The sequence below is a fragment of the Mucilaginibacter sp. dw_454 genome, assembly GCF_018449775.1.
GTDB lineage: Bacteria > Bacteroidota > Bacteroidia > Sphingobacteriales > Sphingobacteriaceae > Mucilaginibacter.
Genome location: NZ_JAAVVB010000005.1, coordinates 330440 through 351947, shown reverse-complemented (window position 1 = coordinate 351947; position 21508 = coordinate 330440). Strand labels below are relative to the sequence as shown.

Sequence of the window (21508 nt, the reverse complement as noted above, 5' to 3'; positions counted from 1 at the left end):
GAGCGCAGCGTGGCAATCGCAAGGAGAAAGCATAGTTCGCGATTGCCGCGCTGCGCTCGCAATGACAAAAACCAACAAACGCCATCAATGGAAAAAGAAAATAATAACGGCCTAACCCGCCGTGATATAGTTAAAAGCGGATTAACCTTGGGCGCCGCCGCAATGATGCCATCGTTGTTAACCCGGTCGGCTTTTGCAGCGCCGAAAGCTAAGATCGATAACGTGATCGGCATCCAAATTGGTGCTATCTCTTTTATTGACGAAGGTGTTAACCAGGTGTTAGATAATATCCAGGCTGCCGGACCAATCAACACACTTTTTCTGGCGACGTTTACTTACGATAGTGGCATCGCCGGCAGACAGATTGCCGGATATCCTTTCCCTGATCATGGCAAACTGGAATACCAGGACCTGAAAGGAGGCAACTACGCCACCCCGCATCCGCAATTTTATAAAAACACCATTCTAAAAGATACCAAAGCACCCGACCACGGCGATTGGGATATGCTGGCCGCCGTACTGCCCGAAGCAAAAAAACGCGGACTGAAAACCTACGTTTTTAACCAGGATAGTTTTACCTGGTATAAGGATGTGCCCAACATCGCCAAACTACAGGAGACCGGCATTTACGGCCAGCATGTAGAAAGTTGCTGCGACCTCAATCCAGACTATATCAACTTTGTGAGCGGCATGACCAAGGATATTTGCTCCAGCTATGATATTGACGGACTGATGTGGAGCTCTGAACGACAAGGGCCATTTAACAATGCCATTGCACCTTTTAAAGGCGATCGGCCGTCGGCACGGATTACTTGCTTCTGTCAGTATCACCGCAAGGCAGCAAAAGAGCGCGGGATAGATGTAGACAGGGCATTGGAAGGCTATCATAAACTGGTTGATTTTACGCGAAGCTCGACGTTGCGCCAGCGTCCGGTTGATGGTTACTTCGCCGGGTTTTGGCGCATCATGACCGATTACCCGGAGATACTGGCTTATGAGAAATTATGGACCGACGGGAACCACGCCACTTATCGTAATGTGTATGATTCGGCCAAAGCAGTTAAACCTAATATCCAGGCGGGTTTCCATATCTGGCACTCTAATAGTTTAAGTCCGTTTACTAAGGCCGAGATGCCTTATGAACGTTTGGCTTATGCCGATTTTATCAAGCCGGTTATTTATAATATTGTGGGTGGCTCGCGCTACGCGGGTTATATTAACTCTAATGCGTCGACGGTTTTTGGCGATCTCTCCAAAGAAGAATATCTGAAGCTGAATAATCGCCTAATGAATTATGAAGACATGGACCTCAGCACACTTGGCGCCGAGGGCATGCCGCAGGATTATGTAGCCAAAGAAACCAAACGCGCGTTAGATAGCGTGCAAGGCAAATGCAAGATCTACGCCGGGCTGGATATTGATATCCCCAACGCGGCTAAAAACAAACAAACCACACCCGAGGATGCTTACCGCTCTACCATGACAGCCCTTAAAGCAGGGGCGCAAGGCATTATTTTCGCCCGTAAATATTCTGAAATGAAGTTGCCTAATATAGCTGGTGGAGCGAAGGCTGTTAAGGATTTTTATGAGGGGAAGGGGTAATGTGATATGGCTGTCATTGCGAGCGAAGCGCGGCAATCGCAAGCAGGACGGCTTGAACGCGTGCGATTGCTTCGTCGGTCCTCCTCGCAATGACAAAAGAAAAATTAATCGCTTTTTCAAAAATCTACGCAATCGTTACCGCATTAATATTCAGGTATAAACCGGGCTAATTAACGGCCTTATCCGCTGTTAAATAGCCACTTAACGCAAGCCTGCATTTTCCATATCAGCGCAAATATTTTTATACTTGTTTACCTGGCGCCAATTACAGGAGTGGGGCTAAAACCCACAACGTTTATAAACTAAATTTCCGGATCATGAAAATAACTAAAAGTAGCCTTTTGCTGGTCCTCTTTGCAGCAATTGTTCCAAGCCTTGTTATAGCACAAAAGAAAAAAAAGAGTGCAACGCCATGTATGGATGTGCTCAATCTGTTTACCGCAGCTAACGTACCGGCTATGGGTCCCGGCGAAGAGCCTGCGTCATTGATCAATTCAACCGAACCAACACCCGCTGATTTGCCCGGCAACGGACTGGCGCAGCACCCCATGCTTTTTGTGGGCGAAAACTGCAATATCATGTCGTTGATTAACAACGGCAAGGTTATCTGGACCTATGCTACCGGCAAGGGGCCGGAGTATGATGATGTCTGGATGCTGTCTAACGGCAATATCCTTTTTACGCGTATGAAATACATAGCCGAAATTACGCCTGATAAAAAAGTGATCTGGCGCTATGATTTCAAAACTCCGGGCGGAATGGATCATACCGAAACACATACCTGCCAGCCCCTGGGCCTGGATCGCGTAATGTTTGTCGTAAATGGTCTGCCGCCTAAACTAATGATCATCAATATTAAGACTGGTAAAGTTGAGGTAGAGCACGAACTACCCTACAAAAATCCGCAGGACCCAACCGGTATCCACGGCCAGTTCAGAAGGGCAAGAGTAACCGCGCAGGGCACTTACCTGGTATCATTTTTAACCATGAACCAGGTGGTTGAGTATGATAAAGATTTTAAAGAGATCTGGCGTTACGATATTTCATCGCCATGGGCAGCTATCAGATTAAAAAATGGGAATACGTTGATCACCGACGAAAAAGACTGGCTTACCCGCGAAGTGAATACCAAAGGCGAAACCGTATGGGAATTTAATTGTAAAACAGATTTGCCTGCTGCATACCAACTAACATCGGCACCACAAAGTTGTACCCGGCTGGCTAATGGTAACACCATTTTCACGTCGCGCGGCCAAAATGGTAAGGGTCCGCAGATGATAGAGGTATCCCCCGATAAAAAAGTAGTTTGGGTATTGCACGATTGGAAAAGCGTAGGCGACGGCACAGCGGTACAAGTCTTGGACGACCCGGGCATTCCTGAGATTCCGGGGCAGTCAGAGCATTAATTTAGTTGTCATTGCGAGCGAAGTGCGGCAATTGCGAACTACGCAACCCTGCGATTGCCGCGCTTCGCTCGCAATGACAGCAAGTGTTACTTATGTGTATTGGCCCAATCCTTTAACTGGCTAATCGCTTCAAACAATACTCCCGCCTCGCCCCTGAAACTCCCTGAACCACTTGGGGCGCCGGTTTGTACATTGTACCATTCAAAAAAACCTTTGTTTTGGATAGTGCGGTCAATCATCGGCATTAAATCATTATAAGCTTGTTGCGCCATGCCATAGTTAAGCAAAGCGCCGGTCATGCGGCCACCAAACCAAGTCCAATCGCCGGCATTCTGATAAGTAAATGGAAGCACATTAGAGTACAACTCTTTTGGATAAGGCGGGTACACTGTCATACCGATAGTTGCATGAGGTTGTTTAGCTGCTGCCGCGAGCATCTGCCTGTTAATTTCCAGCACCTCGGCTTTGGTGTTGAACCCGGCCAGTATCGCAATTACCGACCCGCCGGTGTACAAGATTTCGCGCTCATTAAAACTTTCAGGAAAAGGACTTCCGTCCAGGTACAGATGCGGAATGTATTTCTGCGCTTTCGCATCCCAAAGATACCTTCGTACGTTGGTTTTCAGGTTGGCTGCTATCATAGTCCAATCATGACTGGTTTGATATGTTTTAGGCTTAAAGTGCATAAAATCGCGCAGCGCTATGGCAAACATGGCGTTATCATAAATATCGATTGCCCATTTGGTTTTCTGGTTAACAGCCACACCCCAACCGCCATCAGGTTGTATATCGCCCCAATCGATAGTTGTTGCTCCGGTAACCAGTCCGTACTTTTCCGACCAGCGGTCGGTCATGATATAATTTAATGCTGCCTCAATTCTACTGATTACTGATTTACCGCCAATCTGTTCATCCAAAATAGATACGTCGCCGGTAACATCGATATATTTACGAATAGCCTGCACCAGTGATGATTCCTGGTCGGTTTCCACGGTGTTTTTATGGGCTTCCCAACCCGGCAGTAAGTCCGAATGCCGGTAGTCATAACCGACGTTTGCCTTCTTGGTTTCTACCACCCCGTCCACAATATTGCCATCATTGCCCTGGATCTTAAAGAACATCAGCAGCATCTTCTTTACTTCTTCTTTGGGATGAGCTTTTAATGATCCTTTGATAAAAGTATTGAAATCGCGAATCCAGACTTCATTATAAGATGTACCTGCCGAGAAGCCCGAAAGCAGATTAATAGCACGCGCCTGTACAGAGTCAAGATTATTGTTAGTTAAAATAGTTTGCGCCAGGGCCTTGTTAGTGTTGGTTTGTGCGTAGCCATTTAAGCTAAATACACTGATAGCCACACAGCTTAATAGCCAGTATTTTTTCATGAATGATATTAAAATTTGAGGTCGCAGCTTCTATGCGTTGGTTTATTATTGTATTCACTAAGATAATATAAAGAACGCAAGTAAAGGCACTATAATAATTTGTGTTATTGCCCTATTTGTAAGCGATATTGGTATAATTAATATCTTAGCAGTCAATTGCATATTATGTATTTTATCCTATCAAAAATCTTACTGTTTTTTATATTACCCATTTACTGGGTAATCGCGCTGGTATTATTGGGCATATTTGTTAAAAACAGGCGTTCTAAAAAGCGATTCTTAATAGCGGCCGCGGTGGTTTTTTACTTGTTTTCGATACCGGTGCTACTCAATTGGTTTGAGGGTGTTTGGGATGTGCGCACGCCGGTAAATCATAAAAAATATAGCTGTGCGATTGTTTTGGGCGGATTTTCTGGCGATGGTGGCGAAGATGGCGGTCATTTCACCGAAGCGTCTGACCGATTTATACAGGGCGTTAAATTGATGGAAACTAAACAAGTGTCGCATATCCTGATATCCGGAGGAAACGGCTTGCTAACTCCCGGGAGTTTCCGGGAGGCCACTTATGTTAAAACCCAACTTGAAAAATTTAATATTCCGGATAGCTTGATATTAACCGAGAGCAATTCAAAAAACACCTTCGAAAACGCAAAGTTCACCAAAGCCATTTTGGAAAAAACACATCTGCCACCACCATATTTATTGGTAACCTCGGCTTTCCATATGCGCCGCTCATTGATGCTTTTTAAACACGCGGGCTTACAGGTTGACCCATATCCCTGCAATTTTCTGGCTTTCGATACCCAATTAGGAATAGGCTTATTTTGTCCTGATCCCGGCGTATTACGTAACTGGGAACTGTACATTAAAGAAGTTATTGGCTATGCCATTAACTTCTTTAAATAATCTTAAGCGTGCACCAACTCATGAACAGGGTCTCCCGTTACCGGGTCTATCCTTTTTAATTTAAAGTTAGTAACCGGGTTTACCACTAAAGGTATCTTTTCAATGTGGATCTCGCTGGTATCTAAACCAAATGTTTTAGCGTCAGACTGTGCCAGCTTTTTGATGCTGAAATAGCTGTTCAGAATAAAGCTTTCGGCTACGCTAAATACATTGTTGTACGACAGGAATTTTTCCAGGATCACAAACCTGAAATCGGACACTATTTTAAACTGGTTTAGCGAGGTATATTTACTGGTGATATCCAATTCGTTGCGGCTCAGCATATCTTCAATCACTTTCCTGAATAACACATTCACCCGCGGTTGTATTCTGAAACCCAGACGGAAGTCGACCCGAATGATCTTGCCGGCTTCCAGTTGTTCAACGCTGTATTCCATCGTGTACGGCTCATAGGTGGTATCTACGTGGATAAACCAATACGTGTCGGCACGTTTAGGGCTGCGGCTCATGATAGAGTACAGAATTTTCTCCTCGATCTGCCTGCTGTTATTGGCTTTGGTTAAGTAAATGAGCTGACCGGCATATTTGGCTATAGATTCATCTGCACTCAGCGCGTTTAGCAACGGAATATGGGATTTAAGATCTACAAAATTCAGGAAGCGATTATTGATCTTGCGGGCTTTGTACCAAACGTACATGGTAAATATCAACCCAAATTCAAATACCAGGAAGAATAAACGTTTCAGAATTTTAACTGCGTTTACAATGAAGAAACTAAACTCGACAGTTAAGAATACGCACAAAATGATAGTCACTAACCATACCGGCCAATGTTTAACATACCGCATAAAATAGTACATTAAAATAGTGGTCATGAGCATAGCTATGGTGATAGAGAAACCGTAGGCAGCAGTCATATGCTCGACGGTACGGAAATAAAGCGTCACCGCGATACAGCCGAAACATAGTATCCAGTTAATGCTGGGGATATAGATTTGCCCGCGGATGTTTGAGGGATATTTAATAGTGATACGCGGCCAGAAGTTCATACTTACAGCCTCGCTAATCAAGGTAAACGATCCGCTGATTAACGCCTGGCTGGCAATAATCGTAGCCAGCGTAGCCAGTGCTACGCAAGGTATCATCAAAACTTCAGGGTGCGGCACTATCTGATAAAACGGGTTTAACAAACTAAAATTGGTATTAACCGGTTGTTTTAAAACCCAGGCAGCCTGTCCAAAATAATTTAGCAACAGGGCAGTTTTAACAAATAACCAGCTCACCTGGATGTTCTTGCGACCGCAATGTCCAAGATCAGAATATAATGCCTCGGCGCCGGTAGTACACAAAAATACGGCACCCAGCAGCCAGAAACCTTTGGGATGATCCATCAATAAACGGGCGCCATAATACGGATTGACAGCCTTAAATATGCCCGGGTTATGCATCACCTGCAAAAAACCGAAGATGCCAATGGTTAAAAACCATATCAGCATAACCGGCCCAAATGCAGTACCCACCACCTTGGTGCCAAACTGCTGAAAGAAGAAAAGCAGCAGAATGATGCCGGTAACAATACCCATAATTAACCAGCAACCCGGTATAAACGAGGATGCCAGGGCAGGCACGTTGCTTAACCCTTCTATAGCCGAGGCAACGGATACCGGTGGTGTAATAATACCGTCGGCTAACAACGTGCCTGCACCAATGATGGCTGGGATAGCCAGCCATTTACCATAACGGCGCACTAATGCGTATAAAGAGAAGATGCCGCCCTCGCCGTTATTGTCGGCTTGCAGGGTGATGAAAATATATTTAAAGGTAGTTTGCAGCGTAAGCGTCCAGAATATGCAGGACAATGAACCCAGCACCAGCGATTGATTAGCTGTGCCGCCTTCAATTAAAAGCGATTGAAAAACATACAGCGGCGAGGTGCCTATGTCGCCAAAAATAATTCCAAGTGTAATGAGTAAGCCGGCAGCCGTAACGGTTTTTAGATGAGAGTTCATTATAATTAAAAAGGGGATGAAGAAATCGGGTGATTAAACATGCATCCTCTTTTGCCAAATAAGTGCCACACCTATAAATATTAACCTAAATACTTATTAATGAATATGTTAAATTGGTGTACAGGTAACACAACTATGTAACTACCATATCATTTTGATATGGTTTTATCAAAATGGAAAGGGTAAACGCTATGATTCGAGTCCATATTCCTTGAGCTTGCGGTACAAAGTAGCAACACCAATGTTTAAAAGCCGGGCGGCTTCAGCGCGGTTGCCCTGGGTATGGGCCAGCACACGTTTAATATGCTGCTGCTCCATAATAGAGAGGTCGAAAGTTGAATTTGGGTTGATGTTAGCTGCGGGTACTTTCTCAAACTCGTAAGGTAATAAACCGGTGTCGAGCTCTTTGTCATCGCTTAAAATTACGGCGCGCTCAATGACATTTTTCAATTCGCGGATATTACCGGGCCAGTTGTAGGCTTCCAGCTTCTTTAAAAACTCTGTACTAAAGCCGTTAACCTGCTTACCCACCTTAACCGAGAACAATTTAACAAAGCTGGTAGCTAATAACCCTATATCATTGCGACGGTCGCGCAGTGATGGCAGTACAACCTGAAAGACAGATAAGCGATAAAACAGATCAGACCGGAAGCGCCCTTCAGTGATCTCTGCCTGTAAATCGCGGTTGGTAGCTGCCAGTATGCGCACGTTTACCTGGGTGGTTTTGGTATCGCCAATCTTAATAAATTGCTGCGACTCCAATACGCGCAGTAATTTGGCCTGCAGGTCGGCGTCCATTTCGCCTATCTCATCTAAAAAAATAGTGCCGCCGTTAGCTTCTTCAAATAACCCTTTTTTGTCTTTGATGGCTCCGGTAAATGCACCGGCTTTATGGCCAAACAATTCGCTCTCTAATAAATCTTTACTAAAGGCGCTGCAATTTATAGCAACAAAGGGCTTGGTGTTACGCAGGCTGGTATGGTGTATTGCTTCGGCAAAAATTTCTTTACCCGTGCCGGTTTCGCCTAATAATAAAACCGTAGTATCGGTAGCGGCTACGCGCTGCGCTAATTTAATGGCGTTGGTAATGCTGGGCGATGTGCCAATAATGCGCTCAAAACCAAATTTTTTACTCAACTTGTTTTCCAGCTCAAATACCCTGCGCTGCAAGGTAGCTTTATCCATGGCCTTGCTCACCAGGGGTATGATCTTGTCGTTATCGTCGCCTTTGGTAATATAATCAAAAGCACCGTTTTTCATGGCGGTTACACCATCGTTGATGGTGCCATAGGCTGTAAGCATGATAATCTCTACTGCAGGATGAGCGGTTTTGATGGTTTTGGTCAACTCAATGCCGTTGGCATCGGGGAGTTTAACATCACATATTACAACATCAACCGCAGCATTATCTAATTGGCGCAAACCTTCTTTTGCAGTTGGGGCCTGTAATATGGTATAGCCCTCCAGTTGTAAAACACGGGCCAGTAGTTGGCGCAGGCGTTCCTCGTCATCAATAATTAAAAGTTTGCCTGTTGCCGTTGTGCTCATATATCGCCTACAAAGCTGGATAATTTAATTGTGATTATAAAACAACAAAAAACCCGTTAACGCCAGGCATTAACGGGTCTGTATTTTAAACTAAGACGTAATTAGTCTTTAAGCTCTAATATTTTCATGTTTTTCCAACCGCTTGCTCCCGGGTGTTTTTGGATAGCGATATGGCCTTTCTGAATTTTCAGGAAATCTGCAAAATATTTGTCTTTGAATTTGCTTTGCGCGATAGCAGCTGTCCACTCAGGGCTGCCAATTTGCACATCGACAGTCTTAGTGCCATTTAAATAGAAAGTTAAATGACCTTTGTTTTGGATCAATCTAACCTGATTCCACTCACCTGGGGTAACCGGATGTGATACAGTTGCATCACCAATCATGTCATACAAGCAACCTGCTAAGTGATTTTGTTTTTTGTTGTCGTCAGCGCCAACATTATCTAAAACCTGCATTTCTGCACCGGTTTGATAGGTTGCGCTATATTGCGGAGCTTCCTGCACGTCGAAAATAATACCGCTATTACCACCCGGGCTTATTTTCCACTGTAGTTGCAGTTCATAGTTTTCATAAACGCCATCGGTCAATAAATCGTCGCCGGCATTGTTATGGTCACGATCATAATTTATCTCGCCGTTTACTGCTTTCCAGTTTGCAGCGGCGGTATCTCTTTTAAATGAGTGCCAGCCTTTAAGGTCGGTACCGTCAAACAGCAATTTCCAGCCTTGTTTAATTTCTTTTTTAGTTAGGGTGTTGTCTTGTGCTTTTACTGCGCTTGATAAGGCAAGGCAAGCAGCAAGACCCAATAGTATTTTTTTCATATTTAATTTTAATGGTTAGGGTAAATCTACAATAATTTTTAAAGGTGCTATACTTTTTGAAAAAATGTCAGGTAAATAATGAGTTACAATCAAATAAATGCCCCCTATGCTAACGTTAAGGTATTTTTTAACAAAATTTAACATCATAGTCTCAAACATTTTATAGGTTGCGGCTATTAAATATCGTGATGAATAGTGAGCCGAGCCGGGTTAGGTCCATTGATGTGTTTCGGGCCGTAACCATGTTTTTAATGATTTTTGTGAATGATCTTGATGATGTACCTAACACCCCTCAATGGATACATCATGCTAAAATGAATGCCGATGCCTTAGGATTAGCCGACACCATCTTCCCTGCGTTTTTGTTCATAGTAGGCCTCTCAATACCTTTTGCTTTTCAGAACCGCATTAAACGTGGCGACTATCATGCCCCACTGCGTATCGTCATGCGGTCGTTCGCGCTGATCTTTATGGGCTTCTTTTTCTCTAACGTCGACAGCTATAGCGAAGCTTATGCCCTCTTACCCCGGCCGGTTTGGGAAAGTTTAATGGTGTTCAGTTTCTTCTTTATCTTTCTCGATTACAGTAAAGACACATCCAAACTAAAAAAATACCTGCTGCAGGGTTTTGGTTGTGCGTTGCTCATTGTACTATCCATACTTTACCGAAGCAAGGACCCTGTGCATCATTGGCTGCACTTTACCTGGTGGGAGATTTTGGGTTTAATAGGCTGGTCGTACCTGGTATGCGCGCTCATTTATTATTACTCTAAAGGATACCTGTGGATTCAGGCGGCCGCATGGATCTTCTTCATGTTTTTTAATATCGATTTCCATTTCGGCATGCTTTCATTCCTTGATCCGCTGCGGCAGTACATCTGGCTATCTGGTAACGGCGCCATGCAGGCATTTACCATGGCGGGCGTTTTTGTGGCAGTATTATATATGCGCCTGCGCGAACGGGGCGAGCTGCGCTTACTTTGGATAGGTATGTTGCTCATGGCTGTAATTCTGTTTAACCTGGGCTTCATCGTGCGTTACTTTAGTGGTGGCATCTCTAAGGTTCGCGATACACCTTCATGGGTATTGATCTGTACCGCAATAAGTTTGGTGGTATATGCACTCTTTATTTTTATTGTCGATTTTAAAAACAAGTACAAATGGTTCAAGATTATTGAGCCGGCCGGTAGCAATGCTTTTACCTGTTATATTGTGCCGGGCTTGTTTTATCCGCTGTTTGAGATGACGAATCTTCAATATCCGGGCTATATAAGCCAGGGCACGGGCGGGTTAATAAAGTGTATTGTATTTGCTTTTGCAATGGTATGGCTTACCGGTTTATTGGAGAAAGTGAATATAAAGTTGAAGATATAAGCATCAGCCCCTCCCAAACCCTCCCCGGTAGGGAGGGCTTAAAAAAGTATTACCTACAAAAGTCTCCCCTACCGGGGGAGATTTAGAGGGGGCTTTAAAGGGGGTAAATCCAATTTAAAAAAACCTTTTTCTGTATTACAATTTTTCCCTACATTTGCAGGCTAATTGTTGCTCATTGAAATCGCTAAGAAATTATTCGATTCCTTTTACCGGTTTAGCGCTGGGAAAGCATCACTTTGAGTTTGATGTAAAGGATGATTTTTTTGACGAGTTTGACTACTCGCTGGTAAAGAAAGCCGACTTGAAATGCCAGGTTGAATTGGAAAAACAGGAAACTATGTTACTCCTGGATTTTCATATCACCGGTACTATTGAAGCTACTTGCGATACCTGCCTGGCGCAATATCCGCAACCTGTGGATGTACGCGAACAGCAGATAGCCAAGTTTGGCGACGAGGACATAACAGAGGATGACGAGATCATCACCCTAAGCAAAAATGAGCATGAGCTGATGCTTGCCGGGTTGATCTACGAATATATTAATGTTGCAGCACCACTTATTGCGGGCTGTGGCGATGCGGGTAACACCCAGTATTGTGATAAAGAGATGATCGATAAATTGAATAATCTATCGACAGGTAATGAACAGAATGATAACACGGACCCACGCTGGGACGTGCTAAAAAAAATTAAATAATAATAACTATAAGTTATGCCACATCCAAAACGTAAAATATCCAAATCAAGAAGAGATAAGCGTAGAACTCATGACAACGCTGTCGCTCCAACGTTAACTACTTGCAAAGTAACCGGCGCCGTGCACTTGCCACACAGAGCATACACTGTAGACGGTAATGTTTACTACAACGGTAAATTACTGATCGAAAAAGCAGTAGCTTAACACTAATTTTCTAATATGAAGATTGGCTTAGATATTATGGGCGGAGATTACGCCCCCAAAGCGACCGTTTTAGGGGCTATCGAAGCATACAAGGTTTTATCGGGCCATACACTGGTGCTTATAGGCGACAAAGACGCAGCTATAAGCATTCTTCGCGAAAATAACTTTAATCCGGATAACTTCGAGTATGTGCATACTACCGAAGTTATTGGCATGGGCGAGCACCCCACCAAAGCGGTTGTTCAAAAAGCAGACTCAAGTATCAGCGTAGGTTTTAGGTTGTTGAAAGAAGGGCAGATTGATGCCTTTTCATCGGCAGGCAACACCGGTGCCATGCTGGTTGGCTCCATGTTTAGTGTTAAAACTATTCCGGGCATTCTTCGCCCGGCTATTACCACCATTGTACCCAGGGTAAAGGGCGGCATCAGCATATTGCTTGATGTTGGCGCTAATGCCGATTGCAAACCAGAAGTATTAGTACAATTTGGTGCGCTTGGCAGCCTGATGGCACAAAACGTTTACGGTATAGAAAATCCCCGCGTAGCGCTGATGAATATTGGCGAAGAAGAAGAAAAAGGAAACCTGCTTTGCCAAGCCACTTATCCTTTAATGAAAGAAACATCCCAGTTTAACTTTATTGGTAATGCCGAAGGACGTGACCTGTTTGGTGACATGGCCGATGTTTTTGTATGCGATGGTTTTACCGGGAACATTATATTAAAACTTGCCGAATCATTCTACGTCATCACCCGCAAAAAGGGCTTGAAGGACGAATTTTTTGACAGGTTTAATTATGAGCAATACGGTGGCAGCCCTATTTTAGGTTTAAATGCCCCGGTTGTGGTTGGCCACGGAATTTCTAGTCCCGAAGCCATTAAAAATATGGTACTTTTATCAAAAGATATGGTTGAGAGCGAATTGGTTGCTAAAATAGCCAAGGCCTTTCAATAAAAAATTATAACTATGAGTAAAATTACTGCAGCTATTACGGCTGTTAATGGCTACGTGCCAGACTATGTACTCACCAACCAGGAATTATCTACCATGGTTGATACCAATGACGAGTGGATAACCAGCCGTACCGGTATCAAAGAACGCAGAATACTAAAAGGCGAAGGCCTGGGCACCTCAGATCTGGCTGTACCTGCTGTTTTGGGCCTGCTTGAAAAACGCGGCATCGGCGCAGAAGAAATTGACCTGATCATTTTTTGTACCACTACCCCTGATATGCCTTTCCCGGCTACGGCTAACCTTTTTGCACACAAAATTGGTGCGGTTAATGCCTGGGGGTTTGATATGCAGGCTGCCTGCTCTGGCTTTGTGTTTGGTTTAGCTACCGGCGCACAGTTTATTGAAACAGGTATGCATAAAAAAGTACTGGTTGTTGGCGCCGATAAAATGTCATCAATAGTAGACTACCAGGACCGTGCTACCTGTATCATCTTTGGCGACGGCGCAGGTTGTGCCTTGTTAGAGCCAAGTACAGATGGTTATGGCGTGTTAGATTCGGTTTTGAAAAGCGATGGTTCGGGCATTCCGTTCCTGCATATGAAAGCCGGTGGTTCTGTTAAACCTGCAACTCATGCAACTATTGATGCCCGCGAGCATTATGCTTACCAGGAAGGCAAAACAGTATTTAAATTTGCGGTTACCAGTATGGCCGATGTTGCTGCCGAAGTAATGGAGCGCAATAACCTGACATCTGAAGATATAGCGTGGTTAGTACCACACCAGGCCAACAAACGTATCATTGATGCCACGGCTAACCGTTGTGGTGTTAGCGAAGACAAAGTGATTGTTAACATTGAGCGTTACGGTAATACTACCAATGCAACTATACCTTTATGTTTGTGGGAATGGGAAAGCAAATTTAAAAAAGGCGACAACCTGATACTGGCTGCCTTTGGTGGTGGCTTTACCTGGGGCGCTATGTACATTAAATGGGGCTATAATTCATAGATGAGAGACAGATGTGCAGATGCGTGGATATGCAGATGTGCAAATGCTTTTTTCAAGAACATTATACCATACGAGTTGTTAATTATCAATAACTTAAATTATAGATTCATCTGCACATTTGCATATCTGCATATTTGCACATCGAATCGCATATTTGCACATTATAACATTATAACTAACTTAGATTAATACACATTATCCAAAAACCCTATAATCTGCAACAATGGATATTAAACAAATACAAGATCTTATTCGCTTTGTTTCCAAATCGGGCGTAAACGAAGTATCGTTAGAGCAAAAAGATTTTAAGATCACTATTAAAACTAACCAGGAACCAACTGTTGTTCATGCAACTGTACCGGTTGCTGCACCTGTTGCCGCCGCACCTGCTGCTCCGGCTTTGGCTGCTGCTCCTGCCGCACCGGCAGCTCCGGCTGTAGCCGACACATCGCACTACATCACTATCAAATCGCCAATGATTGGTACTTTTTACCGCTCAGCGTCGCCAGATAAACCATTATTTGTAAACGTAGGCGATGAAGTTTCAAGCGGTACAGTAGTTTGTATCATTGAAGCCATGAAATTATTCAACGAGATCGAATCAGAAGTTTCCGGCCGTATTGTTAAAATACTGGTTGATAACGCTTCGCCGGTTGAATATGACCAGCCATTATTTTTAGTAGAACCTATTTAATATGATGTGCCAATAGGCAGGTGTGCGGATGTGCAAATAATAAGCACATCTAAAAATACATCTGCATATCTGCACATTTGCACATTTGCATATCAACAACATGTTTAAAAAAATATTAATAGCTAATCGTGGTGAAATTGCTCTTCGCATAATCCGTACCTGTAAAGAAATGGGTATTAAAACGGTTGCTGTATATTCTACTGCGGACCGTGACAGCCTTCACGTACGTTTTGCGGATGAGGCTGTTTGTATAGGCCCGCCACCAAGTAAAGATTCTTATTTAAATATCCCAAACTTAATATCAGCTGCCGAGCTAACCAATGCCGATGCGATCCATCCGGGCTATGGTTTCTTGTCAGAGAATGCCAAGTTCTCGGCCATCTGTGCAGAGTACGGCATCAAATTCATAGGCGCTACTGCCGATCAGATCAACTCCATGGGTGATAAGGCTTCGGCTAAAGAAACCATGAAAAAAGCGGGTGTACCAATTGTTCCTGGTTCTGACGGTTTGTTAGAAAGCGTGAAAGAAGGTATCGCGATAGCAAAAAAAATTGGTTACCCTGTAATCCTTAAAGCTACTGCCGGTGGTGGTGGCCGCGGTATGCGTATAGTTTGGAAAGATGAAGAGTTTGAAAACGCCTGGGATTCAGCCCGTGCAGAATCAGGCGCTGCTTTTGGTAACGATGGCATGTACCTTGAAAAATATGTTCAGGACCCGCGTCACATCGAAATACAGGTAGTAGGCGATCAATATGGTAAAGTTTGCCACTTGTCAGAACGCGATTGCTCTATTCAGCGTCGTCACCAAAAATTGGTTGAAGAGGCACCATCGCCTTTCATGACCGAGAAGCTACGTAAAAAAATGGGCGAGGCTGCCATCAAAGGCGCCAAAGCTGTAAAATATGAAGGTGCGGGTACCGTAGAGTTTTTGGTTGATAAGGACCGCAACTTCTACTTCATGGAAATGAATACCCGTATCCAGGTAGAGCACCCGGTTACCGAAGAGGTGATCAATTTCGACCTGATTAAAGAGCAAATTAAAGTTGCTGCCGGTATTCCCATCTCAGGTAAAAATTACGAGCCAACCATGCATGCCATTGAGTGCCGTATTAATGCCGAAGATCCGTTTAATAACTTCCGCCCGTCACCGGGTAAAATAACCAATTTCCACTCGCCGGGTGGCCATGGTGTACGTATAGATACGCACGTATACAGCGGCTATGTTATCCCGCCAAATTACGACTCAATGATTGCCAAAGTAATTTGCGTGGCGCAAACCCGCGAAGAAGCTTTAAGCACCATGGAGCGCGCATTGGGCGAGTTTATTATTGAAGGTATTAAAACTACGATACCATTCCACCTAAAATTATTGAAAGACCCTAACTTCCGTGCCGGTAACTTTACTACCAAGTTTATGGAAACGTTTGAGTTTTCTGAATAATTAAAACCGTCTACACCAATAAAAACGTAACTAGCACGCGGGAGACATTAGTCCCCGGCCACATCAATGAGCGACGACAATAAGTTAGTAAAAGCAATAAAAGAGAAAGGCAAAAGCCTTGAAGCCGAGATGTCATTTTTTGACCATTTGGAGGCTTTAAGATGGCACCTGATCCGCGCCGCTATTTCTGTGGTGGTGTTTACCATCCTTGCTTTTGTGAAATACAATTTCATTTTCGAGACCTTCATCATGGGGCCGTTCCGTCCAGATTTTTGGACCTATCGCATGATGTGTAAACTTGGTGATAGCTTTTGTATTACCAAGCCTTTTAACGCCGAGATCATTAATACCGAAGTTGCAGGCCAGTTTATGCTGATGATCAATTCGTCGGTGCTTATTGGTATTATACTTAGTGTCCCTTATATTTTGTGGGAGATCTGGCGTTTCATCAAACCGGCGCTGTTAGAAAAGGAAAGAAAAGCCGCCAGCGGTTTCGTACTTTACGCCTCTGCTTTGTTTCTGATCGGTATTTTATTTGGTTACTATGTCATAGCGCCTGAATCAATTGCTTTCCTGGCTAATTACAGCGTAAGCAGCACCATTAAAAATGAATTTACAGTAAGCTCATACCTATCCATGGTAGCAACCATTACCCTTATCCTGGGTATTGTTTTTGAGCTGCCGATATTCATTTATATACTGGCATCTATTGGTATTCTGACCGGTACTTTCATGAAAAGGACCCGTCGTTATGCCGTTGTCATCCTATTGATTGTGGGTGCTATTATATCGCCGTCACCAGATTTTATGACGACGATGATTGCCACTGTACCGCTGTTTGCTTTATATGAAGTGGGTATTGTAGTAGCATCGGTAGTAGAGAAAAGACGTGAAAAAGCTCACGATGAATTAATGAACTCATAATCATGATTGAAGGATTAAAAATAGCTATAGGTGCAGATCACGCAGGCTTCGATTTAAAGAATTACCTGTTAACCATACTGGGCGAAAACGTAAAGGATTTCGGTACGTTCTCCAAAGAATCATGCGACTATACCGACTTTGCGCATCCTGTTGCTTTGGGGGTTGAAAGTGGCGAGTTTGATTATGGCATCCTGATTTGTGGCAGCGCCAACGGTGTAGCCATTGCAGCTAACAAACATCAGGGTATCCGCGCAGCTTTATGCTATAATGAAGCAGTGACCGAGCCGGCCCGCAGCCATACGGATGCCAATGTATTGTGCATCCCGTCAAACTTTGTGACGTTGGAGCAGGCTAAGAAAATTGTCGAAATATTTTTCAGTACGCCGTTTGAAGGTGGCCGCCACGCAAGGCGCGTTAACAAGATAGCCTGCGCATAAGGTACAGACACTAGTTGGAGACACTAGTATGTGTCTCTACGTTTTATAATATTCAAAAAAAGCGGCAGGAATAACCCCTGCCGCTTTTTTATTAATGTATTTACCTAAATTAGCCGCATGACAAGTATTGCTGAGGAATTTCTGACCGACTCGGAAAAATCATTTGATATCGATCATCGTCGTATTATCAACAACAATATCAATAAATACAATACCGCGGTTGATAGGGGCTTGTCGCGTATTATTAACCTGGAAAACGCCAAGCGTCGTGGCCATGTTTTAAAGTGGAAAATGATGGAGAACCTGGACAAGGTTTTGCCTGAGTTTGAAGCCAATTTTCAGAAACGCGGTGGCAAGGTGATCTGGGCCAATGATGCAGCCGAAGCCAACAAAGAGATTCTTAATATCATCCAAAAGGCCGGCGCCAAAATGATTGTGAAATCAAAATCAATGGTGACCGAAGAGATTGAGCTGAACGAGTTCCTGGAGCATAACGGAGTCGAATCTATTGAAACCGATCTGGGCGAATATATTGTACAATTGCTGGGGCAAAAGCCTTACCACATTGTTACGCCGGCCATGCACTTGTCTAAAGAAGACATTGCCAAACTGTTTCACGAAAAATTTGGAACCCCTATAGACTTTACGCCAGAACAAATTACTCAAAAAGCCCGCGAGTTGCTGCGCGAAAAATATGTAACTGCCGAAGTAGGAATAACCGGTGGTAACTTTTTAATTGCCGATACCGGCAGCATCGCCCTTTCAGAAAATGAAGGTAATGCACGTTTAAGTACGTCATTCCCTAAAATACATATAGCAGTGGTGGGCATCGAAAAGATCATCCCATCCATGATGGATCTTGACCTTTACTGGCCCATGCTGGCCACCCACGGTACCGGCCAGAATCTAACCGTTTACAACACCATTTTAAGTGGCCCGCGCCAACCTAATGAAACCGACGGCCCCGAAGAAATGTACGTGATATTGCTTGACAATGGCCGTACTAACCTGTTGGCTCAAAAAGAGCAGCGCCAGGGCCTGTACTGCATTCGTTGTGGTGCTTGCTTGAATGGTTGCCCGGTTTACAAGAATATTGGCGGCCATGCTTATAACACGGCATATAGTGGGCCTATAGGTTCTATTATTACGCCGCACCTAAAGGGGATGGAAGACTTTAAGCACCTAAGTTACGCTTCAAGCCTTTGCGGCAAATGTACTGAAGTGTGCCCGGTAAAGATAGACATACATAAAATGCTGCTGCTTAATCGTCGCGACGCGGTAGATCAGGGCTACGTATCTACCGCCGAAAAATGGGGCTGGTTTGCCTGGAAAAAAGGCATGCTAAGCCGTAAGTTGGAAGATTTTTTTAGCGGCGCTACCAAAAATAAACTTCTCAAAACCTTCTTCAAGAAAACCTGGGGGCATCACAAAGCTATGCCTAACGTTGCCGGTAAATCATTTGCCGGGCAGTGGAAAGAACGTCATCAAAACGAAAACTAAACATGCGTAAGATCATTTTAAACCTGGCGGTAAGTCTGGATGGCTTTATTGAAGGCCCCAATGGCGAAACCGATTGGTGTTTGAGCGATCAGGACTATGGCATGGATGCTTTCTTCGCCGGTGTCGATGCCATATTTATGGGCCGCAAAAGCTATGATAGGATTGACGGCATGCCCAGTCCTTTTGGCGATAAGCAGCTTTACGTCTTCACCGATACCCCCTTTATTATCCCCAACGAGGAGATCATTGTTATCGACAGTAAAAACTTCCTGAAAAGTGTAGAGGCTATCCGCGGGCAACCCGGTCAAAATATCTGGCTGTTTGGTGGCTCGAGTTTGCTGTCTTCATTCATCAAACATAAACTGGTTACAGAGTTCATTATCTCGGTACATCCCGTGGTATTAGGCGGCGGCAAACCACTGTTTCATGATGTAGCTGAAAAGCTGGACCTGCTGCTACTGGCCAGCGAAACTTTCTCCAGCGGATTAATTCAAATAAAGTACGCCATTAAGCCCAAATTCGACTTCAGCATTTTGGATCGGCAATTATCTTCTTTAAATTAGGTGCCCCCTAAACCACGGATTGGGGTTTACAAAAAATTCATTAGATTGGGTATATGATTTTTGACCGGAAAAGCCTGGACGATAATGCGTTAATAGCAATTTACAAGAAGTTGCTGTATCCACGTGTTATTGAAGAGAAAATGCTTATCCTGCTGCGGCAGGGGCGCATTGGTAAGTGGTTTTCCGGCATTGGGCAAGAGGCTATTGCTGTAGGTGCTACCCTGGCCATGCAGCCCGATGAATATATCTTGCCTATGCACCGCAATCTTGGCGTGTTTACTACCCGCGATGTGCCGTTTAACAGGCTACTTGGGCAATGGCAGGGCAAGGCTTCGGGTTTTACCAAGGGCCGCGACAGGTCATTTCATTTCGGCACACAAGAACATAAAATTATCGGCATGATATCGCACCTGGGGCCGCAAATGGCGCTGGCCGACGGTATTGCCCTGGCCGATGTTTTGGCCGACCGCAAAAAAGCGACGTTGGTTTTTACCGGTGAAGGCGGCACCAGCGAAGGCGATTTCCACGAGGCATTGAACATAGCTGCGGTTTGGAACCTGCCGGTGATCTTCCTGATAGAAAATAATGGCTACGCCTTATCAACCCCAACGAAAGAGCAATATCGTACAAAAAGACTGGTAGATAAAGCCGCCGGTTATGGTATTGAGGGCCGCCAGCTTAACGGCAACAATGTATTGGAGGTTTATTATGTCATCAGCGAGATTGCACATAGCATACGCCAAAAGCCCCGGCCTGTATTGGTGGAGTGCATGACCTTTAGAGTACGCGGCCATGAGGAAGCATCGGGTGTTAAATACGTACCACAGGATTTGATTGCCGAATGGCAGGACAAGGACCCATTGCACGTTTTTGAAAACTACTTGATCTCGCAAGGTGCACTGCGGCCTGAGTGGATCCCTTATTTGCGGGATGAAATTTTAAAAGAAATTGAGCCGGTGATTAGCAAGGTAATGGCCGAAAAAGATATTCGCCCCAATATATTTACAGAACTGGGCGACGTGTATAAGCCTGCCGGCAAACCCGCGTTCAAGCTGTCATCAAAGTCAAACGTGGTGCGTTTTATTGATGCGCTACGCGACGGCCTGTTACTGTCTATGGATAAATACCCCAACCTGGTAATTATGGGTCAGGATATAGCAGAATACGGCGGCGTTTTTAAAGTGACCGAGAATTTTTCAGAATTTTTCGGCCCGGAACGTGTGCGCAATACCCCGCTTTGCGAGTCGGGCGTTATTGGTGCGGCAATGGGTCTTTCACTCAATGGCTATAAGGCCGTGGTAGAGATGCAATTTGCAGATTTTGTAAGCAGCGGTTTTACGCAGATCATAAACAATTTGGCCAAAACGCATTATCGCTGGGGGCAAAATGTTGATGTAGTGATTAGAATGCCTACGGGTGCCGGCACCGCGGGCGGGCCTTTCCACTCGCAAAGCACTGAGGCCTGGTTTACCAAAACACCGGGGCTTAAGGTAGTTTATCCGGCTTTTCCGGCCGATGCAAAGGGCCTGCTCATGGCATCCATTGCCGACCCCAACCCGGTAATGTATTTCGAGCATAAATACCTGTACCGCAATTTAACCGGCGAAGTGCCCGATGGCGAAATGTATGTGGAGATAGGTAAAGCCCGCGTGGTAAAAAAAGGAATTCAGGCTACCATCATTGCTTACGGCTATGCTGTACACTGGGCCTTAGAATATATGAGCAAACACCCGGATCAATCTATAGAATTGATTGATTTGCGCAGCCTGCAACCCTGGGACAGTGCAACAGTCATTGCCAGTGTAAGTAAAACACACCGGGCATTGGTGCTGCATGAAGATACTTTAACCAGCGGTTTTGGTGCCGAAGTTGCGGCTACAATTGGCGAGAAATGCTTTAAAGAGCTGGAAGCACCGGTAATGCGCTGCGCAAGTCTGGATACCCCCGTACCCATGGATAAAGGACTGGAAAATCAATTCCTGGGCAAATCTCGTCTTGAAAAAGCAATGCAGCAGTTGCTGGCATATTGATTATAGGTT

The 21508-nt window shown here is 44.5% G+C and carries 19 protein-coding genes; 15 read left to right on the top strand and 4 right to left on the bottom strand.

Annotation, left to right across the window (positions count from 1 at the left end; all coding sequences use genetic code 11):
- The first annotated feature begins 87 nt into the window (after positions 1-87).
- On the top strand, positions 88-1602 hold the full coding sequence (locus HB679_RS16575; RefSeq protein WP_214073126.1) for a hypothetical protein: 1515 nt from the start codon (positions 88-90) through the stop codon (positions 1600-1602).
- Between the two features lie 317 nt (positions 1603-1919).
- Positions 1920-3008: a hypothetical protein gene (locus HB679_RS16570; protein ID WP_214073125.1), complete on the top strand. Its 1089-nt coding sequence runs from the start codon at positions 1920-1922 to the stop codon at positions 3006-3008.
- Between the two features lie 86 nt (positions 3009-3094).
- Here HB679_RS16570 and HB679_RS16565 read toward each other — a convergent pair whose 3' ends face one another.
- On the bottom strand, positions 3095-4393 hold the full coding sequence (locus HB679_RS16565; RefSeq protein ID WP_214073124.1) for a hypothetical protein: 1299 nt from the start codon (positions 4391-4393) through the stop codon (positions 3095-3097).
- A 165-nt stretch (positions 4394-4558) separates the two neighbouring features.
- On the opposite strand from HB679_RS16565, the gene HB679_RS16560 reads away from it, so the two are divergent.
- Positions 4559-5299, top strand: coding sequence for a YdcF family protein (locus tag HB679_RS16560; protein ID WP_214073123.1), 741 nt, complete (start codon positions 4559-4561; stop codon positions 5297-5299).
- Positions 5300-5301: 2 nt separating this feature from the next.
- Here the strand turns inward: HB679_RS16560 and HB679_RS16555 are convergent, their stop codons facing one another.
- The 3 genes from HB679_RS16555 to HB679_RS16545 all read right to left on the bottom strand — a co-directional run bounded on the left by HB679_RS16555 (position 5302) and on the right by HB679_RS16545 (position 9677).
- The gene (locus HB679_RS16555) at positions 5302-7308 is read right to left on the bottom strand and encodes a KUP/HAK/KT family potassium transporter (protein ID WP_214073122.1); all 2007 of its coding nucleotides are present in this window, start codon (positions 7306-7308) and stop codon (positions 5302-5304) included.
- Between the two features lie 189 nt (positions 7309-7497).
- On the bottom strand, positions 7498-8856 hold the full coding sequence (locus HB679_RS16550) for a sigma-54 dependent transcriptional regulator (RefSeq protein ID WP_214073121.1): 1359 nt from the start codon (positions 8854-8856) through the stop codon (positions 7498-7500).
- Between the two features lie 101 nt (positions 8857-8957).
- Positions 8958-9677 carry a DUF1080 domain-containing protein gene (locus tag HB679_RS16545; RefSeq protein WP_214073120.1) on the bottom strand — a complete coding sequence of 240 codons (720 nt, stop codon included), beginning with the start codon at positions 9675-9677 and terminating at the stop codon, positions 8958-8960.
- Between the two features lie 188 nt (positions 9678-9865).
- On the opposite strand from HB679_RS16545, the gene HB679_RS16540 reads away from it, so the two are divergent.
- The 12 genes from HB679_RS16540 (at position 9866) to HB679_RS16485 (ending at position 21499) form a co-directional block, all read left to right on the top strand.
- Positions 9866-11050 carry a DUF5009 domain-containing protein gene (locus HB679_RS16540; RefSeq protein WP_214073119.1) on the top strand — a complete coding sequence of 395 codons (1185 nt, stop codon included), beginning with the start codon at positions 9866-9868 and terminating at the stop codon, positions 11048-11050.
- Positions 11051-11225: 175 nt separating this feature from the next.
- The gene (locus HB679_RS16535; RefSeq protein ID WP_214073118.1) at positions 11226-11747 is read left to right on the top strand and encodes a DUF177 domain-containing protein; all 522 of its coding nucleotides are present in this window, start codon (positions 11226-11228) and stop codon (positions 11745-11747) included.
- Positions 11748-11762: 15 nt separating this feature from the next.
- Positions 11763-11951, top strand: a complete 189-nt coding sequence (gene rpmF, locus HB679_RS16530) for a 50S ribosomal protein L32 (protein ID WP_214073117.1) — start codon at positions 11763-11765, stop codon at positions 11949-11951.
- Positions 11952-11966: 15 nt separating this feature from the next.
- On the top strand, positions 11967-12902 hold the full coding sequence (plsX, locus tag HB679_RS16525) for a phosphate acyltransferase PlsX (RefSeq protein ID WP_214073116.1): 936 nt from the start codon (positions 11967-11969) through the stop codon (positions 12900-12902).
- 12 nt (positions 12903-12914) lie between these two features.
- Positions 12915-13910, top strand: coding sequence for a beta-ketoacyl-ACP synthase III (locus tag HB679_RS16520; protein WP_214073115.1), 996 nt, complete (start codon positions 12915-12917; stop codon positions 13908-13910).
- Positions 13911-14133: 223 nt separating this feature from the next.
- On the top strand, positions 14134-14604 hold the full coding sequence (gene accB, locus HB679_RS16515) for an acetyl-CoA carboxylase biotin carboxyl carrier protein (protein WP_214073114.1): 471 nt from the start codon (positions 14134-14136) through the stop codon (positions 14602-14604).
- Between the two features lie 100 nt (positions 14605-14704).
- A complete protein-coding gene (gene accC, locus HB679_RS16510) occupies positions 14705-16045 on the top strand; it encodes an acetyl-CoA carboxylase biotin carboxylase subunit (protein ID WP_214073113.1) in 1341 nt (446 codons plus the stop codon).
- 66 nt (positions 16046-16111) lie between these two features.
- The gene (gene tatC, locus HB679_RS16505; protein ID WP_214073112.1) at positions 16112-16969 is read left to right on the top strand and encodes a twin-arginine translocase subunit TatC; all 858 of its coding nucleotides are present in this window, start codon (positions 16112-16114) and stop codon (positions 16967-16969) included.
- Positions 16970-16971: 2 nt separating this feature from the next.
- The gene (rpiB, locus tag HB679_RS16500) at positions 16972-17406 is read left to right on the top strand and encodes a ribose 5-phosphate isomerase B (RefSeq protein ID WP_214073111.1); all 435 of its coding nucleotides are present in this window, start codon (positions 16972-16974) and stop codon (positions 17404-17406) included.
- A 117-nt stretch (positions 17407-17523) separates the two neighbouring features.
- Complete coding sequence (locus HB679_RS16495; RefSeq protein ID WP_214073110.1) at positions 17524-18906, top strand: LutB/LldF family L-lactate oxidation iron-sulfur protein; 1383 nt, start codon at positions 17524-17526, stop codon at positions 18904-18906.
- Positions 18907-18908: 2 nt separating this feature from the next.
- Positions 18909-19469 carry a dihydrofolate reductase family protein gene (locus HB679_RS16490; RefSeq protein ID WP_214073109.1) on the top strand — a complete coding sequence of 187 codons (561 nt, stop codon included), beginning with the start codon at positions 18909-18911 and terminating at the stop codon, positions 19467-19469.
- A 53-nt stretch (positions 19470-19522) separates the two neighbouring features.
- Positions 19523-21499: an alpha-ketoacid dehydrogenase subunit alpha/beta gene (locus HB679_RS16485; protein ID WP_214073108.1), complete on the top strand. Its 1977-nt coding sequence runs from the start codon at positions 19523-19525 to the stop codon at positions 21497-21499.
- Positions 21500-21508: the final 9 nt, after the last annotated feature.

Bases quoted from the DNA above. Each gene is read 5' to 3' on its own strand.
- HB679_RS16520 (WP_214073115.1), top strand. From the start codon at position 12,915: ATGAGTAAAATTACTGCAGCTATTACGGCTGTTAATGGCTACGTGCCA.
- HB679_RS16540 (WP_214073119.1), top strand. From the start codon at position 9,866: ATGAATAGTGAGCCGAGCCGGGTTAGGTCCATTGATGTGTTTCGGGCC.
- HB679_RS16575 (WP_214073126.1), top strand. From the start codon at position 88: ATGGAAAAAGAAAATAATAACGGCCTAACCCGCCGTGATATAGTTAAA.
- HB679_RS16545 (WP_214073120.1), bottom strand. From the start codon at position 9,677: ATGAAAAAAATACTATTGGGTCTTGCTGCTTGCCTTGCCTTATCAAGC.
- HB679_RS16565 (WP_214073124.1), bottom strand. From the start codon at position 4,393: ATGAAAAAATACTGGCTATTAAGCTGTGTGGCTATCAGTGTATTTAGC.
- rpmF (WP_214073117.1), top strand. From the start codon at position 11,763: ATGCCACATCCAAAACGTAAAATATCCAAATCAAGAAGAGATAAGCGT.
- HB679_RS16560 (WP_214073123.1), top strand. From the start codon at position 4,559: ATGTATTTTATCCTATCAAAAATCTTACTGTTTTTTATATTACCCATT.
- accC (WP_214073113.1), top strand. From the start codon at position 14,705: ATGTTTAAAAAAATATTAATAGCTAATCGTGGTGAAATTGCTCTTCGC.
- accB (WP_214073114.1), top strand. From the start codon at position 14,134: ATGGATATTAAACAAATACAAGATCTTATTCGCTTTGTTTCCAAATCG.
- HB679_RS16570 (WP_214073125.1), top strand. From the start codon at position 1,920: ATGAAAATAACTAAAAGTAGCCTTTTGCTGGTCCTCTTTGCAGCAATT.
- rpiB (WP_214073111.1), top strand. From the start codon at position 16,972: ATGATTGAAGGATTAAAAATAGCTATAGGTGCAGATCACGCAGGCTTC.
- HB679_RS16490 (WP_214073109.1), top strand. From the start codon at position 18,909: ATGCGTAAGATCATTTTAAACCTGGCGGTAAGTCTGGATGGCTTTATT.
- plsX (WP_214073116.1), top strand. From the start codon at position 11,967: ATGAAGATTGGCTTAGATATTATGGGCGGAGATTACGCCCCCAAAGCG.
- HB679_RS16485 (WP_214073108.1), top strand. From the start codon at position 19,523: ATGATTTTTGACCGGAAAAGCCTGGACGATAATGCGTTAATAGCAATT.
- HB679_RS16550 (WP_214073121.1), bottom strand. From the start codon at position 8,856: ATGAGCACAACGGCAACAGGCAAACTTTTAATTATTGATGACGAGGAA.
- HB679_RS16495 (WP_214073110.1), top strand. From the start codon at position 17,524: ATGACAAGTATTGCTGAGGAATTTCTGACCGACTCGGAAAAATCATTT.
- tatC (WP_214073112.1), top strand. From the start codon at position 16,112: ATGAGCGACGACAATAAGTTAGTAAAAGCAATAAAAGAGAAAGGCAAA.
- HB679_RS16555 (WP_214073122.1), bottom strand. From the start codon at position 7,308: ATGAACTCTCATCTAAAAACCGTTACGGCTGCCGGCTTACTCATTACA.